Annotated in this window: 18 protein-coding genes; 11 read left to right on the forward strand and 7 right to left on the reverse strand. The window is 35.8% G+C overall.

Annotation, left to right across the window (positions count from 1 at the left end):
• Positions 1–70 precede the first annotated feature (70 nt).
• From EK386_RS09590 to EK386_RS09605, 4 genes are all read left to right on the forward strand, one after another.
• Positions 71–1384 carry a globin-coupled sensor protein gene (locus EK386_RS09590; protein WP_126658942.1) on the forward strand — a complete coding sequence of 438 codons (1314 nt, stop codon included), beginning with the start codon at positions 71–73 and terminating at the stop codon, positions 1382–1384.
• A gap of 453 nt (positions 1385–1837) precedes the next feature.
• On the forward strand, positions 1838–2050 hold the full coding sequence (locus EK386_RS09595; RefSeq protein WP_126658943.1) for a hypothetical protein: 213 nt from the start codon (positions 1838–1840) through the stop codon (positions 2048–2050).
• A gap of 74 nt (positions 2051–2124) precedes the next feature.
• Positions 2125–2511 carry a PilZ domain-containing protein gene (locus EK386_RS09600; protein ID WP_126658944.1) on the forward strand — a complete coding sequence of 129 codons (387 nt, stop codon included), beginning with the start codon at positions 2125–2127 and terminating at the stop codon, positions 2509–2511.
• A 149-nt stretch (positions 2512–2660) separates the two neighbouring features.
• On the forward strand, positions 2661–2861 hold the full coding sequence (locus EK386_RS09605) for a hypothetical protein (RefSeq protein WP_126658945.1): 201 nt from the start codon (positions 2661–2663) through the stop codon (positions 2859–2861).
• Between the two features lie 724 nt (positions 2862–3585).
• On the opposite strand, the gene EK386_RS09610 is transcribed toward EK386_RS09605, so the two are convergent.
• Both EK386_RS09610 and EK386_RS09615 read right to left on the reverse strand, forming a co-directional pair.
• Positions 3586–4305 carry an ABC transporter ATP-binding protein gene (locus tag EK386_RS09610; protein WP_126658946.1) on the reverse strand — a complete coding sequence of 240 codons (720 nt, stop codon included), beginning with the start codon at positions 4303–4305 and terminating at the stop codon, positions 3586–3588.
• A 3-nt stretch (positions 4306–4308) separates the two neighbouring features.
• On the reverse strand, positions 4309–5376 hold the full coding sequence (locus EK386_RS09615) for an ABC transporter permease (protein WP_126658947.1): 1068 nt from the start codon (positions 5374–5376) through the stop codon (positions 4309–4311).
• A 253-nt stretch (positions 5377–5629) separates the two neighbouring features.
• Between EK386_RS09615 and EK386_RS09620 the strand changes: the two genes are divergently transcribed.
• On the forward strand, positions 5630–6550 hold the full coding sequence (locus EK386_RS09620) for a MerR family transcriptional regulator (RefSeq protein ID WP_126658948.1): 921 nt from the start codon (positions 5630–5632) through the stop codon (positions 6548–6550).
• A gap of 146 nt (positions 6551–6696) precedes the next feature.
• Here the strand turns inward: EK386_RS09620 and EK386_RS09625 are convergent, their stop codons facing one another.
• The 3 genes from EK386_RS09625 to EK386_RS09635 all read right to left on the reverse strand — a co-directional run bounded on the left by EK386_RS09625 (position 6697) and on the right by EK386_RS09635 (position 9549).
• Positions 6697–7674: a sensor domain-containing diguanylate cyclase gene (locus tag EK386_RS09625; protein ID WP_126658949.1), complete on the reverse strand. Its 978-nt coding sequence runs from the start codon at positions 7672–7674 to the stop codon at positions 6697–6699.
• 19 nt (positions 7675–7693) lie between these two features.
• A complete protein-coding gene (locus tag EK386_RS09630) occupies positions 7694–8491 on the reverse strand; it encodes an alpha/beta fold hydrolase (protein WP_126658950.1) in 798 nt (265 codons plus the stop codon).
• A 362-nt stretch (positions 8492–8853) separates the two neighbouring features.
• Positions 8854–9549, reverse strand: coding sequence for a hypothetical protein (locus EK386_RS09635; RefSeq protein WP_246027636.1), 696 nt, complete (start codon positions 9547–9549; stop codon positions 8854–8856).
• A 195-nt stretch (positions 9550–9744) separates the two neighbouring features.
• Here EK386_RS09635 and EK386_RS09640 point away from each other — a divergent pair, with 195 nt between their 5' ends.
• From EK386_RS09640 to EK386_RS09655, 4 genes are all read left to right on the forward strand, one after another.
• Positions 9745–10113 carry a hypothetical protein gene (locus EK386_RS09640; protein ID WP_126658951.1) on the forward strand — a complete coding sequence of 123 codons (369 nt, stop codon included), beginning with the start codon at positions 9745–9747 and terminating at the stop codon, positions 10111–10113.
• A 1-nt stretch (position 10114) separates the two neighbouring features.
• Entirely contained in the window at positions 10115–10777 is a 663-nt protein-coding gene (locus EK386_RS09645; RefSeq protein ID WP_126658952.1) for a PspA/IM30 family protein, read from the forward strand.
• A 107-nt stretch (positions 10778–10884) separates the two neighbouring features.
• Positions 10885–11556, forward strand: coding sequence for a response regulator transcription factor (locus tag EK386_RS09650; RefSeq protein WP_126658953.1), 672 nt, complete (start codon positions 10885–10887; stop codon positions 11554–11556).
• A gap of 46 nt (positions 11557–11602) precedes the next feature.
• Positions 11603–12937, forward strand: coding sequence for a sensor histidine kinase (locus tag EK386_RS09655; protein ID WP_246027637.1), 1335 nt, complete (start codon positions 11603–11605; stop codon positions 12935–12937).
• A gap of 228 nt (positions 12938–13165) precedes the next feature.
• On the opposite strand, the gene pdxT is transcribed toward EK386_RS09655, so the two are convergent.
• Both pdxT and pdxS read right to left on the reverse strand, forming a co-directional pair.
• Positions 13166–13729, reverse strand: a complete 564-nt coding sequence (gene pdxT / locus EK386_RS09660; protein ID WP_126658955.1) for a pyridoxal 5'-phosphate synthase glutaminase subunit PdxT — start codon at positions 13727–13729, stop codon at positions 13166–13168.
• Between the two features lies 1 nt (position 13730).
• On the reverse strand, positions 13731–14615 hold the full coding sequence (gene pdxS / locus EK386_RS09665) for a pyridoxal 5'-phosphate synthase lyase subunit PdxS (RefSeq protein ID WP_126658956.1): 885 nt from the start codon (positions 14613–14615) through the stop codon (positions 13731–13733).
• A gap of 554 nt (positions 14616–15169) precedes the next feature.
• Between pdxS and EK386_RS09670 the strand changes: the two genes are divergently transcribed.
• Together EK386_RS09670 and EK386_RS09675 are read left to right on the forward strand one after the other, a co-directional pair.
• Positions 15170–20143, forward strand: a complete 4974-nt coding sequence (locus EK386_RS09670; RefSeq protein WP_158674403.1) for an S-layer homology domain-containing protein — start codon at positions 15170–15172, stop codon at positions 20141–20143.
• Positions 20144–20320: 177 nt separating this feature from the next.
• Positions 20321–21196: a GNAT family N-acetyltransferase gene (locus tag EK386_RS09675; protein ID WP_126658958.1), complete on the forward strand. Its 876-nt coding sequence runs from the start codon at positions 20321–20323 to the stop codon at positions 21194–21196.
• Positions 21197–21232 lie beyond the last annotated feature (36 nt).

Here is a 21232-nt window from a genome sequence, read left to right on the forward strand (position 1 = left end):
AATTATTCCATTTGTTATAAATAAGAGGAAATTAAGTAAGGTATTAGCTTAGCTAGAGGAGGAAGTATGTATGGGGTTGTTTTTTTCGACGAATAAAAAAATGCAAATTGAGGAACCAAATTGGGCATCTATTGATCATCAAGCTATATCGATATTAGAAACGAACAGTCACCTTGGATTACTTGAGCAACTGACATTAATTGAATTTACAGAGGATGACGTAAAATCATTAGTTACGCTTAAGCCTTATATTGAAGAGAATATTGGTGAAATAATTAATACCTTTTATAACGCGTTAAGCTCCATCCCTCATTTGAAAAAAATAATTGAAGATCATAGCACCGTTGATCGATTAAGAAAAACGCTTGAATCTCATATTATCGAAATGTTTTCCGGACAAATAGACGATGCATTTATCGAAAAAAGATTGCGAGTTGCTCGTGTGCATTTTAGAATTGGACTCTTACCAAAATGGTATATAGGGGCATTTCAACGAATATTAGGAACCATCATTCACATCCTTAATCGGAGTAAGTGGTCAAAGGAAAATATCGAAAAAGCAATGCTACTCTGTTCAAAACTAATAAATTTTGAAACTCAACTTGTCTTAGAAGAATACGAAAAAGAAAATATTCGAATTAGGGATGCCCAGTATGAACAAGTAAAAAATGAATTGAAAGATAACCTTTCTCTCCTCAGTCAAAATCTTGCGCAAGTATCAGAAGAAACAAACAGCTCTGTAAAAGAAGTAATTGACTATTCATCAGAAATTGAAAAGAATACTCAAAAGAATATTATTCAAGCAAATAGTATCGAAGTGAAAGCAAATAGCGGGAATAATTTAGTGAAGCGGCTAGAAGATCAAATAGGTGTTGTATCGAAAAGAACGGATGAAATGGAACATCTTGTTTTTAAACTAAAAAATTCTTCGGAAAAAATTAATCAAATCATTTCCATGGTTAAACAAATTGCCGATCAAACGAATCTTCTCGCACTCAATGCAACGATCGAGGCAGCAAGAGCTGGGACTCATGGAAAAGGTTTTGCAGTAGTAGCTGAAGAAGTTCGAAAGCTAGCAAATCAATCAAAACAATCAGTTGAACAAATTACGGAATTAATTCAAGATTCAGCAACCCTAACAAGAAATGCAGTAGAGACAACAAAGAACATTAAAGAGATTGTAACGGTTAGTTTAGAAAGTTCCTTTGAAATGAAACAAACATTTAATAATATCGTAGACTCTGTGCATGAAAATAAAATTCAAATAGATTTAATTGGGAATAATATTAAAACACTTGTAGATGTGATTGAGGAGATTAATTCATACACTTCAAAAATAGCAACCCAATCACTCCAATTATATGATACAACCGTTCACCTATAGCTTGATTTGAAGACCTTGCCATCCCTAATGAGGAGTGTGAAGGTCTTTTTGCATAGACTTACTCTTTCTTATGAGGGAGGCTATATTGATCCTATATCTACTTATATCTTCATTAAAAGGAAAAAATACCTATATATTTCTATAAAAATATTGATTAATATTTTTATTATAAAACTTATTAACTAATGATTATTTGGTGTTTAAAATGTGTAGAAAATTATAAGGAAAATATACCTAGTGAAAACACCTTTTATGTGATCTGAAATAAAATTTTTAGCACTAAAAGACTGCTATCAACTAGATTTACATTGAAGATAACGATGGAAATAAGGAAAGTTAAAAGAGATGTAGTATATAGCAGCTTTAAGAGGGTAGTAAATAATTCAGATAACTTTTGAAGTTTATAGAGAATTTTCTATTAACCTTGATTGTTTTCTCAAGGAGATGGTGGAGATGGAAATAAGTAACATTAGCTCAAAAAAATTAATGGATCATTCTTATGAAGATTGCACTAATGGATTAAATCTGGAAATAAGTATATCGAATGTAGAAAATCAAATAAAAGATTTTATTAAACAGAAAATAGATAGTATTGGGTCGGAAGAGTTGATTTTATTTAAAGAAATTTTAGAGCTATTAACTGAAATGAAAATAAAGGTTAAATAGGTTTTGGGATGAGGTTTATCTTTCGAAGCCCTTAGAGTCCTTATCAGTTGAAGTATAAAGGAGTAACTAGTTATATGAAGGATCAGAAACGAGTAAATTTCAAACGTAACGAAGGTTTCCGCTTAATCTTTAATCAGCCTATTCCAGCGACATTTATTATTTTAAAAATTAGTGGGAAAGACGTGAAGAGTAAGAAGGGCGAGATTCAAATTTTAGACATGAGTTTAAAAGGAGCAAAAATTCAAACGAAATTTAAATTGCCTATACCGAATACGAGAATAGAGATGGAATTTGTAATTTGTGATAAACCAATGCATCTTGTTGGGGAATTGGTCTGGGAAAAGCAAAGTAATCAGGAGTTTGTTTATGGGATGATTTTTGATTCCGCAATGCTTTTACAACAGCAATTGCTACAAGAGTTAAAAAAGTATGCAATAAAAAATAAGCCAGAGAAAAAATAAATGGAAGGTGCTAATGGAATAGGATAACTTAAAAATAGATGTATTTGAGATGAATTTTAATAGATAGGTAAGAAAAGGTTTGGTATGCTCTAACTGTAGATAAATAGATAAGCGGACTATTCAAAAACTCTAGTAGGAGGAGACCGACAATGGAATTACATCAACTAGTCAAATCTATAAGAGCTGAAATGCTTTTAGCTGAGGAAAAGGTTAGGGAAAACCCGTATTGGGAAGGAAGGTACTCCTTAGCGAAACAACTTTTAAGAGAAGTGGAACCATATAAAAAACACAGTGATCAATTTTGTATGCATTGTACAGATAAGCAGAAAGATTGCAGTGACTGTTTTTAGAGAGGGGCTATCCTGAAAGTAAAAAAAGGCTGGGACAAAACAAAAAATCACCATTTTTCTTTTATGGAAAATGGTGGTTTTTGATAAAGAGAAAATTGATTTCCGTTACGGGGACGCTTTCCGCGGGCGTGGCTTGAGCCTCCTCGTCGCTTTGCTCCTGCGGGGTCTCAAGGCTCACGCTATTCCCGCAGGAGTCGCCCCTTCACTCCAATCCATTTTTAAAACTATCCAAATTTTAATAATCGTAAAATCGAATTCATTAAAAAAATCTACTTATGTCCCAACCTCATTTTTGCTTTTGGAGTCTGTTGATTTCCGCTACGGTGGACGCTTTGGTGTGGGCACCTTCGCTTCAATCAACAAGCTACTTAGAACAATAGGATATAAGAATACACTAGTAGTATAACCTAAATGGAGAAAACGCGGCCTACCACTGTAAGCCGCGAACTAAATCAAGAAATATTAGCTGGCATTTTAATATGTGAGCGGACCTTACACAAAGCACTAAGACAAGTCGTAAAGACACGTGCAACGTGGCTTTGCGGCTTGTGTGCTTAGTCCGCTCACTACGCCAACCTTTTTCGAAACCCTGTTAGTATATAGTAATCGAGCGAATTTTTATCATTTCTAAAGCTACTATTACAATTTATAAGCACTTATTAGACAGCCTCTTGTATGTTTATATTATTCTAAAAGCAAATTGATAGTTCATTAGTAGTTTTGATTAGGATAGGTGACTATATTCTCCTGCAATTTGTGGACTTTTCTTATCTTTTTCGATTTCTGTAAGGACGCCATCTGTCATTTTGTATACTTTGTCACAATAGTCGACAAGTCGAATATCGTGCGTTACGACAATGGTTGTTGTTTTTTTCTGCGTTGTTACTTCTTTCAATAGCTCCATCACTTCATAGGCACGTTCAGAGTCAAGAGAAGCTGTAGGTTCATCTGCTAAAATAATGGAAGGATTACTATATAAAGCTTTCGCAATCGCTACACGCTGCCGTTGCCCCCCGGATAAGTCAGAAGGATATTTCATGAGTAAATCAGCAATGCCCAAGTCCTCATAAAGTTGATCGCGTTCCTTTTTCGACATATTCCCTTTTTTTACTTTATCTAATAGGTTCAATTGATTCGCTACAGAAAGAAAGGGCACTAAGTTCGACGCCTGTAACACAAATCCAATTTCCTTGAGTCGGATTTGGGAACGTTCTTTTTCATTTAAAGCAGTGAGATTTTGACCATTGATAACGACCTTACCTGAAGTTGGTGATAATAACCCACCCACAATTGTGAGGAAGGTACTTTTACCAGAACCTGATGGACCAATAATGGCAATTAACTCCCCCTGGTTGGCGAGGAAATTTGTTTCCTTTAAGGCATGTACGGTCTTATTGCCACTACCAAAACTCATTTTTACTTGATGTAATTCTAATACGGTCATGATTTATCCTCCTATCGCTTTCAATGGATCAATTCGTACAATGGTTAAAACGGAGAAAACAGCACCAGCAGTGGCAACAACCATTAGGATGAGCCCATAGATTATCATTAAGGTCAAATCAAACGAGACAGGAACGGCTGCTGGTAAAAAAGTACCTGAAATGAGTGTGATGATAAATCCTACCGCCGTCCCAATGAACGCTAAGATTAAAGTTTGTGCCACTACAGACCAAGATAAATAGGAACTAGAAATCCCCTGTGCCTTCATGACACCGAACATACTAATTTTTTGTACCGTCAATACATACAAAAATATCGCTAGAATAATAGAGGAAATGCCAAACAGGAAGTAAATCATGAAATTTAAAGTAAGTTTCTGTTCCGTATAGCCAGGTAAATTCTCAATAAATGATTCAATTTCAATGGTCTCCAGTTCATCATTTAGGGAAAGGTTTAAAATCGAATCATCCTGAATAACAATTCCATTGATTTGATCTTTATTTTGATCGGCCATCTCACCAAATTTAACTTGGTGGTAGGTTGAAAGGTTTGCATAAAGAACAGGTGCGGCATTAAAACGAGCATCATCTGTAAATCCAACAATTGTTAAAGTTTGGTCACTAGAGGATAAAGACAATTGATCACCTAGATTAAATCCTTCATCTTTCAGTGAATCATTCGCAATCACCTCATTCGCGTTTTCAAAAGCCCTTCCTTCGATCACATTGGGCATTAAAAATTCTTCTTTATTGATCCCAAAGAGAGCTATATTTTGCTTTTTGTCTTTGTTACTAGCAATTGCGTTTAGCTGCCCAATAACAGCTGTTTTTTCTGCATTAATCTCTTTAAGTAAATCAACTGACATGAATGATTGATATAAGCTTTTATCCGAATCATCGGTAAGGATGATGGCGGATGCTTCCCATTTATCGACCGCCTCTCTATTTAGACTAGCTAGACCAGTTGCAAGTCCGGAGAGAAAAAATACAAGATAAGAAACAAGCATTAAAATTCCAGTAATTAAGATAAAGCGTAGTTTATTTCTTTTAATTTCCTGCCAAGCTAAGAACACGATGCCACTTCCTTTATTTTTATAGTTCTGTAATTTCAATTAAATATATTATGACTGCAGACAACCCTTACTGTCAAATGTTTGTACAACTAAATTGGATAGACTTTATACAGTCGAATCTGTTAAAATAATAATCAATCCTATACTCAAGTTGTATAAAGTTTGTATTGATAACGTTTTACAAAACGCGCGTATTCGTTATACTAAAGTATGCCTACAAGGATTTGGACAAGTAATTAAGGGGATGAATTGTATGATTCAATCCGGTAACAAGGGAGTATTTGCAATTCAACAAGTTGCAGATATGACAGGATTATCGAAACAAGTGATTAGAAAATGGGAAGAACGTTATGGGATTATTCAACCAAGGCGATTGGAAAATGGCTATCGAGTATATAGTCAAGAGGATGTTAAAACGCTTTTGAAAATCAAGTCACTTTCGGAACAAGGTCATTCGCTCAAGCAAGCTATGCTTCTTGTAAATGAGGTTGAGGAAGACCCGGAAGTTCCAAAATTAAAGGGAAATGAGGATTCCTTTAATTATGAGCAATGGAATGAGTATGTTTTACGGCTTTTAGAAAAAGGGAGTCACTGTGATGAAATCGAAATCAATTTAATTCTTAAAGAAGCGTATCATCATCTGGGGCTAGATCGTTTTTTAAGAGAAATTGTAGTGCCCTTTTTAAAGGAAATAGGGAGACGGTGGGAGAATCGAGAGTGGAATGAATATCAGGAATCTGTCTCAAGCCTAGTTGTGAGGGATTTTTTGGTCCAAATTCGACGTAATTATCAATATCGAGAAGCTGCTCCATTCGTTCTCGGTGCATGTTTACCATATGAACATCATGAAGTGCCGCTACATTTAATCCTATTGCAATTTATGATGAAAGGATGGAAAACACAATTAATCGGAAGTTCACCTGCACCAGGATCAATTGAATCGTTAGTATGTAAACTAAAGCCAGACGTGGTGTTATTATCTGCTACAACGACCATCCCGTTTACAACAGATCCGCAGCTGCTGCAAAGATTAGATCAATTTGCCAAAGAACAGAATAACATAGTCTTCTATTTAGGTGGACAAGGTGCAGTCACTTATACCTCCGACTATAAACCACGGGCTATTCGAGTGACAAATTCTATTGAAGATATTTTAAACAAGCGTAATTTATAAATTGAAATTAAAAAGGGGCTGTCCAGAAAGTATTTCACTTTCTGGACAGCTATGCTTCTAATGATATAATTTCGCTAAAAACCTGTGCTCCTGCGGTAGTAACAATAAATTGTCACTATCCTCGTCGCAAGGGAATTGTTTTATCTTTATAACTCGCTAAAATGTGTTGAACGATTACGACCATTTTCCTTTGAAGCATAGAGAGCGCGGTCTGCCTTTTCGATAATCGATGTTTCTGTATCTTGCTCAGTAAATGTTGCTGCTCCGATACTTACCGTTAAGCTTCCTGTTTCTTGCCAAGTTGCTTCTTCAACTTCTTGGTTAATTTTTTTGGCAAATGAAATGGCCTTTTCGATATTAGTGGCAGGAAGAATCACTGTAAATTCTTCACCACCAAATCGAGACAGAATATCTTCTGGGTGCATGATATTTTTAAGTAGATTTGCTAACTTCACAAGCACAATATCCCCAATTTGATGACCGTATGTATCGTTTACTTTTTTAAAGTGATCAATATCAATGATTAGGAAAGAGAATGGTTTTCCTTCTTTTCGATACAATTCAACTTGTTGTTCTAACTTTTCTTGGAAGAACCTTCTATTTGAAATGCCTGTTAGTTTATCTGTATTCGATATTGTGACGAGACCTGAGTTAATTTCCATTAATTCAATTTGTTTCTTTTCAATCTCAAGATAGATTTGTTCTAATTTTTCAAAAGCTATATTTTTTTCGATATAGGCCTCTTCCATTTGCTTTTTCGTTGCGCGTAATTCTAGCTCATAATCAATGCGCCTCTTCATTTGAACCAAAATACAATCAATCATCTCGCTGTCACCTTGCTTCACTTTTTTAGCATTCAACAAGTAAGGGACCTCATCACCAGCTTGATTTTTAACTTTAATGAATAATTCTTCAACGCATCCATTAAAGTTAATATTTGGATAAAAATAAGAGTGGAAAATCATTTTTGTTCCTGGTTTTAATAAAGATTCAATATGTGTTCCTAGTAAATCCGCTTGTTTATAGCCCATCCATTCAAGGAAGGTATCATTGACTTCGATAATGTAACAGTCATGATTAATTGATATGAAACCACAGGGAGCCTTTCTTAACCGTTTATCCATGATTTACTCCTTCTATAAACTAATTTAGATATTCATTTATAATTTCAATTGTTTCTAGAGGCTGACTAATATGAGGATAGTGTCCCTTTGCATCCATAACTAGAAGCTTACTATTTTGGATATGTTTATGTAAAAATTCTCCTACTTTTATTGGAACAATGCTATCGTTCGAACATTGAATAATAAGTGTAGGTACTTTTAGGAATGGTAGTTTCGAACGGCAATCCGAAAAGAACGTTACTTCTGCAAATTCTCTTGCTACACGCGGGTTTGTAGAGACAAAATCACTTTTCAATTGTTGCGTTAACTTAGCATCATCCGGTTGACTCAAGGCAAATGGCGCCATAAAGCTTGCCCATCCTGCAAAATTCATCTCCATCATTTCCAGTAATTCTTTTATATCCTCTTTTTCAAATCCACCAACATAGCCATCTGTGTCGTTTAAATAACAAGGGGATGGACCAATCATAATTAATTTATCAAAGTACTGTGGTCGCTGGATCGCTGCATACATCCCAATCATTGAACTAATAGAATGCCCGACAAATAATACATGTTGAAGATTTAATTCCTCAATAATATCTAACACATCTTGAGCGTACCCATGAAGTGTATTATATTTTTCAGATTCATAGGCTGTAATATCTGAATTTCCCGATCCGACATAATCAAATAAAACAACTCGATAGTTCATAGCAAATGTAGGTGCGATATATTGCCACATTTTTTGATCACAACCAAATCCATGAGCAAAAAGAATAGTTTGCTCTCCCCGTCCCATAACCTTCACATTATTGCGTTTTATTACATTTTGCATGGTAAAGTTCCTCTCCCCACCGAAAAAGTGATTACTTTTCCTTTGATACCTAAATAAAATAAGATTTCTCAAGCCATCCACAGATAGTTTAAGTACATAATATTACTTTAGCATATAATTATAGATTTTCTTAGAGTTGTTTATGGAGGAGGAACATTATTTGCTAGTACAACAAACTTACTCAAAATTTTCTATCTTTCAAAAGGGGAATTGACGAAAGGTAAATCACCAAAGAATAACTCGGTTGAAATAATTTAAAGAGCTGTTTATGAGGAAACAGTTTATTAACATAGCGAATGTTACTTTAGAAATGTAAATAAAACCCCCGATAGATGTACTATATCAAGGGTTTTATACTAGTTCTATTCGGTTTTGCTACCTTTAAAACCTTTAAGTGGTAAGTGGTCTACGCCTAATTCTGCTAGTTGTGCTTCTGCATTATCAATAAGGTCTTGAGCTACTTCTTTTGTATTAGCATCTAAGCCGGCTAGGAAATCATTTGCAGCTCCTTTTGTTGGAAGCTCAACACCAAGTTCAGCTAATTGAGTTTGAGCCTCTTCGCGAGTAATTGTACCATCTTTTTGTTGATCTAAAATTGTTTGAGCTTTCTCTTTTGTCGCATCGTCTAAAACAGCTAAGAAATCACCGCGGTGACCATGCTCCCCTTTTATTGGAAGCTCGACCCCAAGTGCGGCCAATTGAGTTTGAGCCTCTTCACGAGTGATAGAGCCATCTTTTTCTTGGTCTAAAATAGCTTGAGCTTTCTCTTTTGTCGCATCGTCTAAATCAGCTAAAAAATCACCTCGGGGTCCATGTCCACCTTTTGTTGGTAGTTCTACTCCGATTGTTGCTAAGTTAGATTTAAGGTCATCCATAATCGCTTGAACCTTTTCTTTTGTCGCCTCATCTAATGAAGCCTTTACATTTACTGCTTGCTCTACAGCTGGTGTGGCATCCGTATTATTTTCCGTTGCCGCAAAAGCATGAGCTGATCCTCCAATTACGCCTAACGATAAAGCGCCTGTCATTACATATCCAAAAAGTTTGTTTTTGATCATTTTCAATTCCTCCTTGTTGTCTTACTGATTGCTACTTTACTCCTCGATGGTGAAAAAATGGTGAAAACTGAAATTAATTTTTAAATTTCGTCCGCTTACCTATATAAATGAAACTCACAAAACCCATTTGCTTTTCACCAAAATTTCACCGAAGCGAATTAAATTAAAGACATCAAAAAGAAAGGAGTTAAAGAAATGAAAGTAATAAAAAAGACACTTCTTACAACTGCGACAGTCATAGTAGGATTAGTACTTCTATTGGGAGGAAGTTTTAAAGTTTTAGCTGCAGGAATGCATGGGCATGGACCAAGAGCATTTGGCCATCCTGCTATGCACGGACATCATTATATGGGATTCCCGTGGTTCGAAACAGTTGTATTTTTAATCATTGGTGTAATCGTACTTGTATTTCTAATGAAATGGCTTAACAAGAAAACAAAAGATGCTTCAATGGAACAGTTTATTTATACAAGTTTAGCTACTTCATATAGACCGATGAAAAATCAAAATGAAGATATTTTAGATCAGTGGGAAAAAACGATCAACAACAAGGAGAAAGAATAATATGGGGATTTTCAAAAGAGTAAAACGCATCACAAAAGCAAATATTAATGGATTGTTAGATAAAGTAGAAGATCCAATGATGATGCTGAATGAAATGACAAGAGAATTAGAACAGGAACTAACGAATGCGCAAAAGGCACTGACACGCCAAATTTATGCGGAAAATAAACAGAAGGCATTGATTCTAGAGGTAAACGCAACAATAGAAAAAAGAACAAGACAGGCAAAATTAGCGATTGAACATGGCGATGAGGCAATTGCAAGATTAGCTATTGAGGAAAAAATGATTCAAGAAAATCAGCTAAGTTTTTTTGTAGAACAATATCAAGCGCTCCAAGATCAAACAGGTATACTAAAAACACATGTAAACGAATTAAATACAACATTAGTTGAATTACAAAATAGAAAAGTCTTATTAGCTTCACGAGCAAACGTCGCTCAATCCATCAAACGGATTCAAGCTACAACATCTTCATTTGAAACAGGGAATATTTTAAAAGGAATTTCGCAAGCAGAAGATCGAATTATATTAATGGAAGCTGAAGTCGAAGCGGGCAAACACTTTACAAGACCACTATTAATACAAGAAGCAACGGTCATCAATGAAGATGATGTCAATAAAGAGCTCGATAAATTGAAACAGGAACAGTTGAAAATCGGATGATATCGGAAAAGAGGCACTAGGACTTAGGTGCTTCTTTTCTTGTATCAATCTAATGGCGATTCCAATTATAATGGACAAACAAATGAGAAATGATAGGGGACATGACCATGAATATATTACTAGCTGAAGATGACATTTCACTTGGAGAATTAATTGTTTTTATGCTCAAAAAGAAGGCAAGCTACAATGTCGAGTGGGTGATGGAGGGTGAGGATGCGTACTATTATGCCAATAATGCTCACTATGATGTTTTAATATTAGATTGGATGATGCCGAATGGGACAGGTATTGAGGTCTGTCAACGATTAAGAAAACAAGGTTACGCTGGTGCGATTTTGATGCTTACGGCTAAAGATAGCGTTCAGGATCGAATAGAAGGATTAGATGCTGGAGCCGATGATTATCTCGTGAAACCTTTTGAAATCGATGAACTTCTGGCACGATTAAGAGCCCTTTCACGCCGTAATTACGCGCCGATTGTAGAGGAAGAAATTAAAATAAAAGACTTAGTATTTAATCGAGCAAGTCACCTAGTCCGATTTGGGAATGAAGACATTCAACTAAGTCCAAGAGAATTTCAGTTGTTAGATCTACTCTTACAAAACAAAGGACAGGTCATTTCACGTGAAGTGATTCTTGATCGCATATGGGGTATTGATTCCGATGTTGCACCAAAAACAGTGGATGCGACAGTTAAATTAATTTGTAAAAAATTAAAAAAAATCAAAAAAGAGGACTTAATTCAAAGTATTAGAGGGGTGGGCTACAAGTTTGAATAATAAACTTTTTTCGTTTATTAGGCGAATCAAGCCAGGTGGAAAAGATATGTTCAGTCGCACCCAAAGACGATTAACGTATATATATAGCGGCTTACTCATCCTTTTTCTTTCACTTTTTATTATCGTCGTTTATAGTGTTCTGCACTTTTTCATTTCAAGAAATGCAGAACAAGAAATAAAAACCCTTGTGGAGCAAGAATCTAAAGTCATTGAAGGATATCTGTTAGAAAATGAAAAGAAGGATTTACGAGAAGCACAGGGTCAAGAAATCGTTTTTACTGGGGTAAATCAAGCCTTTTATTACGTGATGAATCCAAATGGCGAAATCATGATGGAGAATAATCAAGACAAACGACTACAACAAGCATTAACACCTTTATTAAATAGCAAAGTTGCAAAAAACGAAGATGTTTTTTATGAAACCATTCACCTGGATGATATTCGAAAAGAGCGAGGGAAACATGGAGAATTTCGCCCGGATATTGAACAAGACATTCGCTTAATCATCGCTGGTCATCCCATTATTTATAAAGGACAAATCATCGGGACACTCTACATCGGAAGGGATTTTACATTTGCCACTCAAGTATTTCAGTGGGTCCTTATGATCTTAGTGGTATTAGGAATCATCTTCATCGGATTAGCCATATTTATTAGTCAAAGAATGTCCCAAAAAGCAATGGTCCCGATTTCCAATGCGTTTACGAGACAAAAAGAATTTGTGGCCGATGCGTCCCATGAATTACGAACACCATTAGCCGTTTTACAATCTTCCATTGACGCAATGGAAATGACAATAGAACCTGAGAAAGACGATTTTACAGGGAAACTGTTAACGAACATGAAACAAGAAGTGAAACGAATGACCAGTTTAATAAGTGATTTGTTAACGTTGGCACGATCAGATTCGAATATACTCGAGCTACGAAAAGAAGTGTTTGATTTTAGACAGGTAGCGGAAAAAGTGATAGAATCCCTAAGTTCACTCGCAAATAAAAAGACAATTTCCATTAGTTTAGATGCACCAAAAGAACTCTTAGCAATAGGAGATCCTGAACGATTATCGCAATTGATCTACATCCTTTTAGACAATGCAATTAAATACACACCGACAGACGGAAAAGTAAAACTTACCCTTTCACAAGAAGGACCTGGACTTTCGATTACGATACAGGATACGGGAATCGGAATAAATAGTGAAGATGTACATCATATCTTTGAAAGGTTTTACAGAGCAGACAAATCCCGTTCCCGTCAAATGGGGGGACATGGCTTAGGTCTGTCAATTGCAAAGTGGATAGTAGATACCCATAAAGGCAACATCGAAGTAGTAAGTACACCTGGTGAAGGAACGACATTTTTAATAAAAATTCCTCAGTAATAAAACTAGAGCTTTTAAAACTAATAATGGGTTCCTCATTATAATTTGGGGTTGATTTCTGCGGGGGCGCGGCTACAGCGGAAAAATGAATTTTCCGCGCGCGCTTTCCCAAAAGATTCGCCAGCCACCGCTCCAGCTAACAAGTCAGGAAATTGATTTTGTTATCCCCAACTTTTGGTGAGGAACCCACTCTAATGTAATATGCGCGAAATGCTGGCGAGCTCTCATTTAGATCATTTCAACAAAATATTGCATAATTGTAATATCCTTCGTTAATTCAGGATGAAAAGAACAACCTAAGAAATTTCTATCCCTTGCTAGAACGATTCGGTTTTCATGCTTTGCTAGTATCTCTACATGTTCTTCTACAGAAACGATATGTGGCGCGCGAATAAAGACGGCTGGCACGTTTCTTTTTAATTTTGGAATCGGTAAGTCACATTCAAAACTGTCTATTTGTCGACCAAACGAATTACGCTCAACCGTAACCTTCATTACACCTAGATGTGGTTCCTCATAGCCAACAATATTTTCTGCTAGTAAAATAAGTCCTGCACAAGTACCAAACATCGGTAATCCTTGCTCAGCTAAATGACGTATAGGCTCCAGTAAATGAAAACGATCTAATAAATTCCTTATTGTTGTACTTTCACCACCAGGTAATACAAGTCCATCAATGCCTACTAAATCGTCAGCTGATTTTATAGCAATCGCTTCACAACCAACCGCTTCAATTTGATTGATATGTTCTCTTATCGCACCTTGTAATGCAAGGACGCCAATCTTTTTCATCTTACCAACCTCGTTCCTGCATACGTTCTTCAGCTGGAAGTGTTGCAATATCAATCCCTTTCATCGGGGTACCCAATTCTTTGGAGATTTCGGCAATTAATTTATAATCTTGATAGTGTGTTGTTGCTTCGACAATAGCGCGGGCAAATTTTTCAGGGTTTTCGGATTTAAAAATACCTGAACCAACAAATACCCCATCTGCCCCAAGCTCCATCATTAAAGCAGCATCGGCTGGTGTTGCCACTCCTCCTGCTGCAAAATTCACAACAGGTAAACGTCCTAATTTCTTAATTTCAACCAATAATTCGTATGGTGCTCCTAAAATTTTCGCTTCTGTCATTAATTCATCTGCATTCATGCCAATTACTCTTCGTACTTGCGCATTCACTTGTCGAATATGACGAACGGCTTCCACAATATTTCCTGTACCTGGTTCACCCTTTGTACGAAGCATCGATGCACCTTCTCCAATACGACGAGCTGCTTCACCTAAGTCACGGCAACCACATACAAACGGCACCGTATAGTCACTCTTTAACAAGTGAAACTCCTCATCGGCTGGTGTCAATACTTCACTCTCATCTATGTAATCCACACCCATCGCTTCTAAAACGCGCGCCTCTACAATATGACCAATACGTGCTTTTGCCATTACGGGAATAGACACAGCATTCATCACTTCTTCTACAATTCGTGGATCTGCCATACGCGCTACGCCACCAGCTTTACGAATATCTGAAGGAACTCGTTCTAACGCCATGACAGCTACAGCCCCAGCTGCTTCTGCAATTTTTGCCTGTTCTGCATTCACAACATCCATAATGACACCGCCTTTTTGCATTTCTGCCATCCCACGTTTTACTCGTTCTGTACCTAATTGTTTCATAAAATTTCCCTCCATGTTTGTAATGATTTTCAGTATAGGGGGATATTGACCGTATTGAAATAGTCAATTCTCTCGAAATGGATGTGGTCAGTTGAGGAGGGTAAAAAGGCTGGATACCATGATAGGTTGTTCTGACGAGGGATTTTACAAAAAAATAGATATTTTTTGTAAAATCATGCCTTTGGATTAGTGGCTAAAAGAGAGCCAAGTGCTCGAAAATCGCGCTAAGTGATCACATATTTCTAAACTATAAATGATATCCAAACATGTTCCAAGCTCCCGATTAAACTGTATATTAATCCATTTATACGCTCGAAAACAGAATTAATATAAGGTATTCATCCTTATTCAAGTAGCTAATTTAAATGGTATTTGGAATTGCAAGTTACTTATTTGGCATTTTAATACAAATATTCCGTTGATATTGTTCAGAATTTGTTCAGTATGAATTGATACACTGTAATTCTAGGGAGATTTAATAAAAAATTACTATGAAGATCCCTTTAAGAAATCGAAAAAATTTTTTATCACCAATAAAGAAAGCGGGAGACACAATGTCAAAAAAGAGAAAAAAGTTTAACAAGATAGTAGCATCTACAATTACTGCTTCTGTTGCAACGAGTGCTATTGTTACGCTTGCTCCAAATGTAGACGCAGCGTCAATCAAGTTCAATGATGTATCATCTAATTCATACTTTTCTGATGCTGTTAATAGTTTAAGTGCGCGGAATATTATCAAGGGCTATGGGGATGGCACATTCCGTCCGCAAAATAGTATTACGCGCGCAGAAGCTGCGACAATCATTGCCCAAGCTTTAGATTTAGATACATCAAATATCGAAGACCCTAGATTTAAAGATGTATCTAAAGATAACTGGGCTTATCAATACATAGCAGCATTAGCAAATAAAGGGATCATTGTAGGGTATGATGGTGAATTTAAACCGAATGATCCGCTAACTCGCGCTCAAATGGCTAAGATAATTTCTGTTGCTTACAATTTTCAACCGAGTGATTCGCAAGAACTACCATTCACAGATGTGAAAAAAGGTGATTGGTTTAGTGAGTATGTTGGTGCATTAGTAGAAAATGATATTACATCCGGTACAACACCGACAACATTCTCACCAAGTAAAATCGTAACTCGTGGGCAAATAGCGTCATTCGTTTATCGCAGTGAAAATAGTGTAGCTCCTGTTCAAGTAAATGAGACAATTTCAACAATTACAAATGAAACACTTGTTACTTCTGAAGGCACATATACACTTACAGACGAACAAAAGAAATGGATGAATCCTAGCAATCTAGCAGCATTAAGTGGAGCCACAATTAAACTCACAGCAAAAAATAATAAAATTGAACAAATACAATTAATTGACTTTACGGCAAAAGGTTCATCGAGTACAGATACAGCAAACCCATATGCAAACCATATTGTCTTTGATGGAAAAGGTGCGACAGTTGATGCAAATATAACGATCAATGGCGATTACTTTACGATGCAAAATGTAACCATCAAAGGGGATTTGCATGTCGGTAAAGGTGTTGAAAATTCCTTCTTCTCAGAATTTACAAAAGTAGAAGGGAAAACGACAATTGATGATTCCTTGCAAATAGTTAACCAAACAGCTCAAAACTATAAATCATTAGGTGTTAAGCTTGCTTCTACTAATAGCTTCCCTATAGTTGCTAATGAAACAATTACTAAAGGTAGAGTCGTATTTAGTGAATTCCAATTAGGAGATGTTGATGTCGATAAAAATGCGGATGTCATTTTCCTTTCAAAAACGGTTGGGACATCGACAGTAGGAGAAATCGTCGTTAATAGCAATGCTACAATAACTTCAGATAGTTCAGTGACGATACCTAAATTACTGATTACCTCAGAAGCAAAAGACGTGACAATTAATTCAACTGTAACAAGTCTACAAGTTACGGCTGTTGGGGAATTAAAATTATCTGGTAAAGCAGATATCGTGAACTTATCCGTAACTACTAACGCTAACGTGAATCTTCAAACGCAAGGAAAAGTGGGAACATTAGAAACAGGTAATAAAGATACAAAAATAACACTTGGTACTGGAACAAAAGTAAATAATCTAGTCGTTCCAACAGGGGCAAAACCATCTGATATTATTGGAAACTATGAGACTACAAAAGGAAATGTAGAGCAAATTGGTGGAACAAAGAATCCGGATATAACACCTCCATCTAATAATGGTGGAGGATCAAGCGGTGGTAGTACTTCAATCCCAGTAGCACCAGCTGCACCACAAGGGTTACAAGGGATAGCACCATCCGTTTTATTAAATGATGGGAAAATAACAGGGTTAATTTCAACAAAATCTTATCAATATAAACTAGCAACAGCTTCAACGTGGACAAATGTCGCAGCATCATCTACACAAATTACTGGATTAACTGCAGGAAACTATGAAGTACGTATTGCTGCAAATGGAAACACACCGGCAAGTTCTGCAATTACAGTAGTGGTGGCTTCCTATCAGTCACAACCTATAAATTCTTTAAATATCTCTATTGGAAATACAGGAGTCATTTCAGGTGATACAGTAACAAATGGGGAAACTCTAAAATATCTACTTGTTAATCAATCGAAAGCAACCGTTATAGCTTCATGGAATACATTGACATTAGAAGCGGATGCAGATACGGCGCTAGGTGGAACATTATCAACAACAAGACCAACTTTAACAACTGCAGATAATAGTAAATATCTAGTAGTAGTTGGATTTAAAAATGGAAAAGCAATTTCTGCCGGCGAATCCACATCTATTAACATTGAGACGCTTGGATCTTTAAATGTTATTGCAAATGATGATCCTTTTAGCAATGACAAAACAGTTATCACAGCTGGTACTGCTGATACAGGAAATGAGTTTGCGTATAAAGTATTTGATGATGCAAATGCAGCCGATTTAGAAAAACCAGCATTAAACGCTGATGTATCATCATGGACGGTACTACCACAAGATGGAAAAATCACAGCTGTAGATGGCAAAGTGGTTGTCGTTGTAGAAAGAACAGCAACAGGGAAACTTGCGAAAAAGGTTGGGCAAGTTAGTGCAGTGACAACGGTAAATAATCAATTGTTAGAAGCAGTTATGTTGGACGGTAAAGATGGAGTAAGTTCTCAAGATGGAGAAGTGGAAACAATTCGCTTGAAATTCTCGGGTAAATTTGATCCAAATGCAGCAATACCGAATAATATGTTTACAGTTCCCGGATTTAGTGTAGAGTCTATCAAAGTAACAGATAAAAATGGAAGAACACCTAAGCTAAGTAATGGAACGGATAATCCATTATATACACAAGGAGAAAGTCAATACATCACGATTAGATTGGCACCAAGAACTGGAACTAACCAACCTCCATTGGTAACACAAAATCCAAACTCAGTAATTACGGATCTTAATGGAGTAGAAATTACAGGAATCAATGTTCAAGCTGTAGATCAAGCTGCACCAGTCATTATAAGTTCAAGCTTGGTTGATAATGGCTCAAATGGTGTGAATGCAGGAGATCAAATAACGATTACATTCTCTGAAGATATTAATCTTGTTCCGGGTGCTAATGTAACAGATTTAATGGATGATTTTACATTAAGTAATTCAACACATCCTAATTTTGAATTCAATCAATATGATCAGTTTAGTCTTTTAGGAAATACAGTGACTGTAACATTAGGAGAGCAAACAGCAGCAAAATTATTACCGGGCACGACAATCACGATGAACTCAGACGGTAATTATATTTCTCTATTTGATTCTGTAGGAAACAAAGCAAAACCACAAAAATTATATGTCTCAGAAACTACTTACTCAAATCCTAAAGCAATAGACATAATTGGTAATTTTGAGACCCTTGGAAATTTAAATGTTACTGCAAATGATGATCCTTTTAGCAATGACAAAACGATTATCACAGCTGGTACTGCCGATACAGGAAATGAGTTTGCGTATAAAGTATTTGATGATGCCAATGCTGCAAACTTAGGAACGCCAGTATTAAACGCTGATGTAACTTCTTGGACAACACTACTACCAGACGGCAAAATTCCAGCAGATAACGGTAAAGTGATTGTTGTTGTAGAAAGAACGGCAACAGGGAAACTTGCTAAAAAGGTTGGACAAGTTAATGCAGTGACAGTAGTTAATAACCAATTGTTAGAAGCAGTAATGATAGACGGGAAAGACGGGGTAAGTTCTCAGGATGGCGAAGTTGAAACAATCCGCTTGAAGTTCTCTGCAAATATTGATCTAATGACTGTTAATATTAACTCATTTACTGTTAATGGATTTACTGTAGAGTCTGTAAAAGTAACGGATAAAAATGGAAGAACACCTTATCTTAGTAATGGTACAACTCCAAATCCATTATACACACAAGGTGAAAATCAGTATGTCACTATCCGGGTTACACCACAAAACGGCACTGCCTTCACCCCAACGGTAACTCAAAATTCAAACTCGGTGATCAGAGATATTTATGGAGTGGAAATTACAGGAATTGATATTCAAGCAAAAGATACAGCAGCACCAGTTATTATTAGTTCAGTTTTCATTGATAATGATTCTGAAGGTATGAATGCAGGAGATCAAATAACAATTACTTTCTCTGAAGCTGTGATCCCTGCTTTAGGAATGAATGTGACGAATCTAGTTGATGATTTTACTTTATATAACTCAACTCATTCTGAATTCACTTTCAACAGTAGTGATCAATTTAGCCTTTTAGGAAATACAGTCACTGTAACATTAGGAGCAACAACAGTAGCAAACATCACACAAGGCACGACAATTACTATGAATTCAGATGGTAGTGCTATTTCCTTAATGGATAATGTATTTAACAAAGCAAAGCCTCAAAAAGTATTTGTAAATGAAAATGTTTATTCCGATGCAAAAACAATAGATATTATTAGCATTCCAACCCCTAGCGTAAATGCAATTGATGCACCTACTGCTAGTAAAGTACAAGGAAATGATGCAGGAACAATCAAATTAACAGGATTAACTGATGGTGATACTTATGAATATATAATAGATAATAATCCTACAACATCTGTTAGCACTGACTGGACAGGGGCACTACCTGTGACACTATCTAGTAAAACTGAAATTGATAACATTAGTGTAAATGCGGGACAATATGTACACATTCGTGTAAAACCAACAGGATCACAAACAGCAAATGTACAAGATCTACAAATTGCATTAATCGATATAAAACCAGATGCTGCGCCTAATCCAAATGTAGATCTAGGAAGTAGTGCAGGTTCTACAAAGTTAACAGGTCTAGAAGAAGATGTTATTTATCAATATATTGTTGATACTAATCAAACTCTAGATGATAATGCAATTGGTTGGCAAGAGGCTACAGCTGATGGAGATGGTTATATTAATAATATCCCAGCTGATAGTTCAAAATATATTCACATTCGTGTGAAAGCAACCACACAAAAACCAGCATCGTATATAAAGAGTGTTAAAGGGTATGAAGGTCCGTAATTAAGCTAAAAGTTAGTAGAAATAGATTACTTAAAGTGGTGATCTATTTCGCCTTTTTTCATTTCGAAAGTAACTCTAGTCTTGATATCATACACTTTTAATCTAACAAAATATCGTATAAGTAAACCTTGGTTGTGCAAGCTAAGACTAGACTATTTTCCAGAGAAGGTAAAAATCATGAAAATTCAAAAACTAAATGAATCCCAGGTTAACGAAGTGTTATTACATTTCAAAAATGCTAAAGGTGATTTTTTGTTAAATGACATAAACAACGAATTGTTTGTAATTGGTGTTTTGATTGACAAAAACGATCAAATACTTGGGGTAATATTAGCGGAGTATAAAGAAGATATAGACAAGTTAGGGGTAATTTACTCAGTAAATGTTAGAGAGGAGTTTCAAAATAAAAGCATTGAAGAAAAATTACTAAAGTTTGCTGAAAAAGAATTAAAGACAAAAGGTGCCAAAGTTTTATTCACAAATATTTTCTCTGAAACTAGTCCGAACGTAAAATTCTCTTTAAGGAAACAATCATGGACTCCGCCAGTTTTAGATAAGACTCACTTTATAATTAATGTTAAGGATATGCACCAAGAAAACTGGATCGAAACAAACACTTTTCCTGAAGACTTTTCCGTTAAAGAATGGAATCAAATCTATGAAACGGAGCTAGAATCCTTACGAAATGCGGATTGGTATCCCAAACATTTATCGCCGTTAGAGGCCTATCATTTTGGTGAAACTAGCCCACAAACCAGCTTTTGGGTTTTCCATAAGGATGAAATTATAGGCTGGATATTAAGTAAAAATGTTAATGACGAATATTTATTTATTACCTCGCTTTTCATTAAAGAAGATAGAAGGAATCATTATATTCTCAGACCGTTATTAGGTGAAGTTATAAAAAATCAACTTAAAATGAATATTCCTTATGCTTGTTTTGATGTGAGAAACAAAGATAAAAAAGTATTAAAATTTTTTAAGAGCTATTTTAAAAACTATATTCATAATACAGTAGAAATTCATAGTGCTTATAAAATATTAGGTAGATAAAATTGTCTATCAATCTTTATACTTTTTGTGCACCTT

Source organism: Lysinibacillus antri, assembly GCF_003977595.1.
Classification (GTDB): domain Bacteria; phylum Bacillota; class Bacilli; order Bacillales_A; family Planococcaceae; genus Ureibacillus; species Ureibacillus antri.